This is a genomic window from Nonomuraea sp. NPDC049784 (genome assembly GCF_040659615.1).
In the GTDB taxonomy this organism is placed as follows: domain Bacteria; phylum Actinomycetota; class Actinomycetes; order Streptosporangiales; family Streptosporangiaceae; genus Nonomuraea.
Genome location: NZ_JBFAMX010000601.1, coordinates 1 through 6,316 on the forward strand (window position 1 = coordinate 1; position 6,316 = coordinate 6,316).

Annotated in this window: 5 protein-coding genes and 2 pseudogenes; 1 reads left to right on the top strand and 6 read right to left on the bottom strand. The window is 70.1% G+C overall.

Annotated elements, in window-relative coordinates; genetic code table 11:
* The 4 genes and pseudogenes from AB0J09_RS53105 to AB0J09_RS53120 form a co-directional block, all read right to left on the bottom strand.
* Positions 1 to 1,109 (bottom strand): annotated as a pseudogene (locus AB0J09_RS53105) (hypothetical protein); the annotation flags it as partial.
* Positions 1,110 to 2,242: 1,133 nt separating this feature from the next.
* Positions 2,243 to 3,112 (bottom strand): hypothetical protein, encoded by an 870-nt coding sequence (locus AB0J09_RS53110; protein ID WP_360709686.1) that lies wholly within the window; start codon positions 3,110 to 3,112, stop codon positions 2,243 to 2,245.
* A gap of 312 nt (positions 3,113 to 3,424) precedes the next feature.
* Positions 3,425 to 4,126, bottom strand: a complete 702-nt coding sequence (locus AB0J09_RS53115; RefSeq protein ID WP_360709688.1) for a hypothetical protein — start codon at positions 4,124 to 4,126, stop codon at positions 3,425 to 3,427.
* Positions 4,127 to 4,450: 324 nt separating this feature from the next.
* Positions 4,451 to 4,996, bottom strand: a complete 546-nt coding sequence (locus tag AB0J09_RS53120) for a hypothetical protein (protein ID WP_360709690.1) — start codon at positions 4,994 to 4,996, stop codon at positions 4,451 to 4,453.
* A gap of 99 nt (positions 4,997 to 5,095) precedes the next feature.
* Here AB0J09_RS53120 and AB0J09_RS53125 point away from each other — a divergent pair, with 99 nt between their 5' ends.
* A complete protein-coding gene (locus AB0J09_RS53125; RefSeq protein ID WP_360709692.1) occupies positions 5,096 to 5,338 on the top strand; it encodes a hypothetical protein in 243 nt (80 codons plus the stop codon).
* Positions 5,339 to 5,368: 30 nt separating this feature from the next.
* Here AB0J09_RS53125 and AB0J09_RS53130 read toward each other — a convergent pair.
* Both AB0J09_RS53130 and AB0J09_RS53135 read right to left on the bottom strand, forming a co-directional pair.
* Positions 5,369 to 6,223: pseudogene (locus AB0J09_RS53130) on the bottom strand (efflux RND transporter permease subunit); the annotation flags it as partial.
* Positions 6,196 to 6,291 carry a peptide-methionine (S)-S-oxide reductase gene (locus AB0J09_RS53135; protein ID WP_360709694.1) on the bottom strand — a complete coding sequence of 32 codons (96 nt, stop codon included), beginning with the start codon at positions 6,289 to 6,291 and terminating at the stop codon, positions 6,196 to 6,198. The gene AB0J09_RS53135 and the pseudogene AB0J09_RS53130, both read right to left, overlap by 28 nt.
* Positions 6,292 to 6,316 lie beyond the last annotated feature (25 nt).

A 6,316-nucleotide genomic window follows, 5' to 3' on the forward strand; every position in this document is an offset into this window, starting at 1 on the left:
GGCGCCGACCCGATCCCCACGGCCCCGCGCACGGTCTCGCCGGGCTGAAGGCCGCCGCCGCCGGACAGGGAGAACGTGCCGGGCACGACGACGAACTCCTGGGTGACCAGCGAGGTGCCCAGGTCGGCGGACGGGGTGACGACCGACGCGGTGGCGGCCTCGTTCACCCTGACGGGGAAGCTCGCGCTCACGCTGCCCGCAGGAACGGTGACGTACGGCGGGACGTTCACGTTGGGCCCGTAGCTCGTGTTGGACCAGAGGGCGACCGTGATGCCGCCGGCCGGCGCCGGCTCCTTCAACGTCACGGTGCCGGTCACCGTGGCGCCGACGAGGGCCGCTGGGGCCGAGAACTCCAGAGCGGTCACGGCGCGGATGGCCGGGTCGGCGGGCAGGATCCTGACCTCGGCGATCGGCGCCAGCGGCGAGCCGGGCACCTGGGCGTACAGCCGGGCGAGCGTCTCCTGCTTGGGGGCGCCGATGCGGAAGGGGAAGGTCACGCTGGTGGCACCGGCGGGGACGACGGCCCTGCGGCCGGTGGACGCACCGTAGATCAGGTCGTAGCTCAGCGAGACGACCACGCCGCCGGCCGGTGCCGGACGGTCCAGCGTGATGGTCTGCACCGCGCCGTCGCCGCCGGTGATGACGGGCGGGGAGACGCTGCCCGAGCGCAGCTTCGGCAGCTCGGAAGGGCTCGGCGCCGGGGCCGGGGTCGCGGCGGGGACGACAGTGATCGTCTGACGCTGGACGCCGGAGCCGTAGGAGGCGGTGATGGTCGCCGTGGTCGGCGCAGGGACAGCGCGGCCGGTGATGACGGCCGTGCCCCGGGTCGAACCCGCGGGCACGGTAACCCCGGACGGCAGGCCGATCGCGCCGCTCGTGGTGGACAGCGCCACGAGCACGCCGCGCCTCCCCGCCGCGCAGGTCAACGTGACCGTACCGGCCACGGTGCCGCCCGGCTCGACTTCGGCCTGCGCGAGCGTGAATCCGGCCAGCGCGGGCCTGCAGGCCGCGTGCGCCGCCGCGCTCCCGGGGACGGTAGCCGCCAGGGCACAGGCCGCGGCGACGGCGATCAGCTGGATTCGCGTGGTCCAGCGACGCAGGGGGTTCATGCTGCTCCCAGGTCTGACGATCAGTGTCAACCGGGAAGCTAACCGGCCGCGCCTCTATCCCCAAGAGATGTGCGCGCCGCCGAGACGGACGGTAATGATCCCGTAAGAATCCGCGCCGCCGGGTGACCGCCGCGTGGCGATGCGTCGCCGGGCCCACCGGCGGTCGCTGACCACCACAACCCCGGGAAGTTCCGCTGCCCCTTGTAGGAGACAAACCCCCGCCGGCGATGCCGCCTCGAACCGCACCCCGCCCGCCTGATCGAGCGAGACGCGCTGCAACCTGCCGCACTCAGCGACGTACCGGACCTCGAACTCCCCGTCCCGAGGAGGCGCGTCCACCCTGCCAGCCAGCGCGCGCAAAGCCGTCATGGCTGAGCATTCTGCACCACCAAGATCGGAGTCGAAGGCGGAATCCGACAACTCAACCTGAACACTGACACGAGCACCGACAACTTCAACTGCAACCGACAGCCACCGTCTGGGCGACACCCACGCCTTTACAACGTAGATCAGCAATGGGACCTCTTCTCCTGCCGCGCCCTGCTCAGGGCGCGTTCGCGGCAGCGCCGCGGATCGGTCCGCGATCACCATGGACGAGATGTGGCAGCAGATCCAAGCGCTTCGTGAGCGTGACGAGCGGCGCAGCGGCGCACCGGAGCCCGCCAAGGAACTGCTGCTCGTGACGAAGGTCTCGGAGGAGGCTAACGAGGCCACCGAGCTCTACCGCCGCTCGAAGGGCTGGGGGACGGACGGGCCCATCACAGCGACCCTGCCGGAGGTTGAAGACGAGCTGTGGCGGCCATCATGGCCGGCATGGTGGCCTTGGACAGGATCTCGCATGACGCCCGAGCGCAGTGGGAGCGCTATCTCGACTACGGCTACCAGCGGGCGGAAGCCGAGAACGCCACCGCCAGCTGACGGCGCTCGAGCACGCAAAAAAGCCCCCGCCCGCCTCCCTTGCGTGGATTCGAGGGGTCGTTGCAACACGTGGTCAGTTGGTCAGGTCGCAAGCTGGATGAGCTACACGAGGACGCCATGACCCGGCTAGAAGCCCTCAAGGGCACCGTTGGCCCGCACAGATCACCGGAGTCCGAATAGCACTCGTACCTTGGTGACGGCGTAACCCGTGCTACTCACAGATAGGCGCGGCGGGCGCGGATCTCGAGCTTTGACGCCGCCATGGTGGAGGTCGCCGTGGTGGTGACGAGCACCGTGCGCGAGTGCGGGTCTCCGACCGCCACGGACGGAGTCAAGTGAAGCCAGCGGAACGCCGAGCCGGGGCCGGTGGCGGCGATCTGACCGGTCACGTCCGTCCCGGCAGTCATGTCCCACGTGTCGGTCGTCAACAGGCGGGCCCTCATCTGCCCGCAGTCGATCAGGAGCCGCTCTCCCGCGAGCAGCCCGGACGAGCGGGCGACCGTGCCCCCGGTGGCCACGTCGGTCAGGGCCGGGTTGACGGCCGGGCCGGTGAAGCGCACCAGCGCGTCCACGATGGGGCCGGTCGCACCGGCCAGGGTGGTGACCAACTGGTCGGCGCCGTTAGCGGGCCCGGCCCAGGTGGTGTCGAACTCGTCACGCCAGTACACGCCCGGGATACGCATCACGGCGGTCAGCCGGGCCATCGCCGCGTCGGCGTTGATCTCCGGCTCGCTGATCCCGTCGATGATGACGTCGGCCTGCCGCACGACCGTCCCCGCGACGAAGGTGAGCTTCATCAGCCGGTGCTTGACGCCGACCAGCGCGGTGAGCGCCTCCAAGTTGTGCTCCATCTGCTCGTACCCGCCGGGCACGCCCGAGGGGGTACGGCCGTACACGGTCAGCACGAGCGGCATCGTCGTCGTTTCGTGGTCGAGGCCGACGATGGGTAGCTCCCCGGCCCGGCCGGGCACCTTGACCTGGACCTGCTGCAGGCCGGGCAGGGGCCTGCGCTTGGTGCCCTTCTTCAGTCGCCAGCATCCGGCGGGGTGGTCAAGGGCGACCCCATCGAGCGCGTACGTCGGCATTGGCCCCCCTCATGTGTGAACGAACAGATTTCGTGAATGGCCGTGTTCTACGATCCATGCCCATGACTCGCCGAATTGGGATCTTTCTCGCTCTGGGAACGCTCGCCCTTCTTGTCAGCGCCTACCAAGTGCTCGCCCCCGACAGCTCGCAGTTCGGCGTGGCTGGGAGCGCACCCGCCCTCGCTCTCGTGGGTATCGGGTTCATGATCGGGGCTGTCGCCATGGCCATTGTTGAGGCATCATCCAAGCACTGATCATTCGCAGGCTGTGGGCCGCGCGTAACCTTGCCCGGCAGATGGCGGGGCTCCGCTGTCACAGCACGCCGAGCACCCCGGCGTAGGCGAGGCCGCGGTTGACGGTCTCACTGTTGGTCTCGGCGGCCGGGTTGATCGTGGTGACGTGGATATTCACCCCGGCTGTTTGGCCTGGGCCCGTGCCGGTGACGGTGCGGCCGGTCGAGCCGATGTTCGCGGTCAGCTCCGGCTTGAACGAAGCCTCCAGATCCCCGACGATGCGCGCGGCGGTGGCCAGCACCGTGCGGGCCGAGTCCTGCATGCCCTGGGCCATGCCGAGCATCGTGAACCGGCCGATCTCCGCGAACACCGTGGACGGCGAGTTGATGCCCATCGCCTGCCGCACCCAGTCCGGGAGGATGTTCCGGAAGAAGCCCCAGATGACGTCGCGGAACCACCCGGCCGCCGCCTGGATGCCGTTCCACAGCCCTTGCAGGAGCTGCCAGCCGAGAGTGTTGACGACGACCAGGAAGTCCAGGATGCCCCGGCCGGCGGTCGCCAGCGCGCCGATGAAGTCGCCGGTCAGCAGCAGCGCGACCGCCTGCACCAGCGTGATCAGCGGCGGCAGCAGGGTGGTGACAAGCTGCAGCAACGGCGGCAGGATCGGCAGGAGCAGCGGCAGCAGCTGCGCCAGCGAGCTGATCAGCGCGAGCAGTTGCGGGGCGAGGTTCAGCAGGGCCCGCGGCGAGGGTCTGCGCGACGAGCGAGGCGAGCTGCCCAATCAGCGGCAGCAGCGGAGCCGCCGCCACCATGATGGACGACATGGCTCGCGCGAGCGGCACCAGCGCGGGCGCGACGGCGGCGACGGCCTGCCCGAGCGCGGCGAAGATCGCCGACACTCCTGGGAAGAGCGCAGCTAGCGCGGGCACGACGGCCTGGATGGCGGCGGTCAGGATCGGGCTGAGCTGCGCCGCAAGCGCCGCCACGAGCGGGGCGAGCCGGCCGATCCCTTCGGCGACGGAGACGATAGCCGGGGCGAGCGCAGAGGCCATCTGGCCGAGGGCGACGAAGACGGCTGTCAGGGTGCGCTGCCCAGCGAGGCTGTTCACCCAGGCGTTGATCCGGTCGAGGATCGTGCCGAGCACCCCGAGCGCGTCCCCTCCTGCGGCGCGCATCGCGTCGAACACGCCGGAGACGATCTGCCACACGTCGGCGGCGATCGAGCCGAGCTGGCGCAGCACCTGGACGGCGTCCTGCATCCAGCCGAGCGCAGCGACGCGAAGGTGACGGTGATCGCCGACACCGCGGTGTCGGAGCGGGCGAACTCGGCGACCCGGGCGGCGGCCCGGCCAAGCGCGTCCGCGACCGAGCTCATGCCGATCGCGACTGGCCCCAGCAGCACGTCGACGAGCGCGGTCAGCTGGCCGAGCAGCGGCTGGAACAGCGCGTCTTGGACGAGGTTGCGCAGGCCGAGCAGCACGGGCCGCAGCGCACGCAGCTCCCTAGCTGCGGACTGAGCGGCCCCAGACAGGCCCTTGATCGCTTCCTGGAACTTCTCCTCGTCCTCCCCCAGAGCGACCGTGAACGCGTCCTGGACCCCGTACAGGGCCACTGAGAGGGTCGCGAGTCCGGCCGCTCCGAGCGCGGCCACCCAGGCAGCGCCGCGACCAGGCCGACAGCGGGAGCGAGCGCCGCCCCCAGCGAGACGACGCCGTTGGTCAGCGCGCCGGTCGCGGCCGACAGCAGCGCCATGCGGGCGGCTGTGGCCACGATCGCGGTGCCCATCCGCACGACCGACGCGGTGATCCGGGTGCTGCCGAACCGGGAGTACTTCCACACGAGGATCGCCTTGGCCCCGCCCTTCTCCACGTGGGAGATGGCCGCCATGATCGTCCGTTGGAAGTTCCTCCCGGACACGTCGAGATCTTCGATCCAGCCGCCATCCGGCCACTTGCCCGGCGCATCCGGCCACTTGCCCGGCGGGATGTGGTAACCCCGCCGGGCGGCTAACGCCTCGATCGCGTCACGCTGGATTGCTGGCGAGATCTTTTCTTCCAGCATCATCGACACTGTCACGTACGCGACGGCGGGCGTGAGGTGGGAGTGGTCCTCGGTCACGCTTCCGAGTAATAACAACGATGAGGGTAGGAACGAGGACCAGGGTGAGCAGGGTCGAGCTGATCAGACCGCCGATCACCACGATGGCCAGCGGCTGCGAGATGAACCCGCCCGACCCGGTCACCCCCAGCGCCATCGGCGTCAGCGCGCAGATCGTGGCCACCGCCGTCATCAGGATCGGCCGCAACCTGCGCCGGCCGCCCTCGATGACCGCCTCCACCACGCCCATGCCCTGCTCGCGGTACTGGTTGATCAGGTCGATCAGCACGATCGCGTTGGTCACCACGATGCCGATCAGCATCAGCATGCCGATCAGCGCCGGCACGCCCATCGCCGTGTCGGTCGCCACCAGCAGCCCGATCGCGCCCGTGGCCGCGAACGGGATCGACACCAGCAGGATCAGCGGCTGCACGAAGCTGCGGAACGTCGCCACCATGATCATGAAGACGATCGCGATCGCCGCCAGCATCGCCATCCCCAGGTCGGAGAAGGCATCGGCCTGGTCAGCCGACGCGCCGCCGATCTCGTAGGTGGCGCCCGAGGCCAGCGCGAGCCCGTCCAGCTTGGTCGTCAGCGCCTGCGTCACGCTGCCCAGGTTCCCGGCGTCGGCCACCTTGCCCGACACCGTCGCCGAACGCTCACCGTCGATCCGCGTCACCTGCGTCGGCCCGGCCACCTGCCGCACGTCCGCCACCGACGACAGCTTCACCAGCCCGGCCGCGGTCGGCAGCTTCAGGTCCTTGATCGCCTTGATGTCGTCGGGTCGTGGGCCTCCCAGAAGACCCTCAGAAGCTCCTCGTACGACACCTTCGCCGGGTCGAACGCCACCCGAACGACCTCCGCGTGCCCCGTG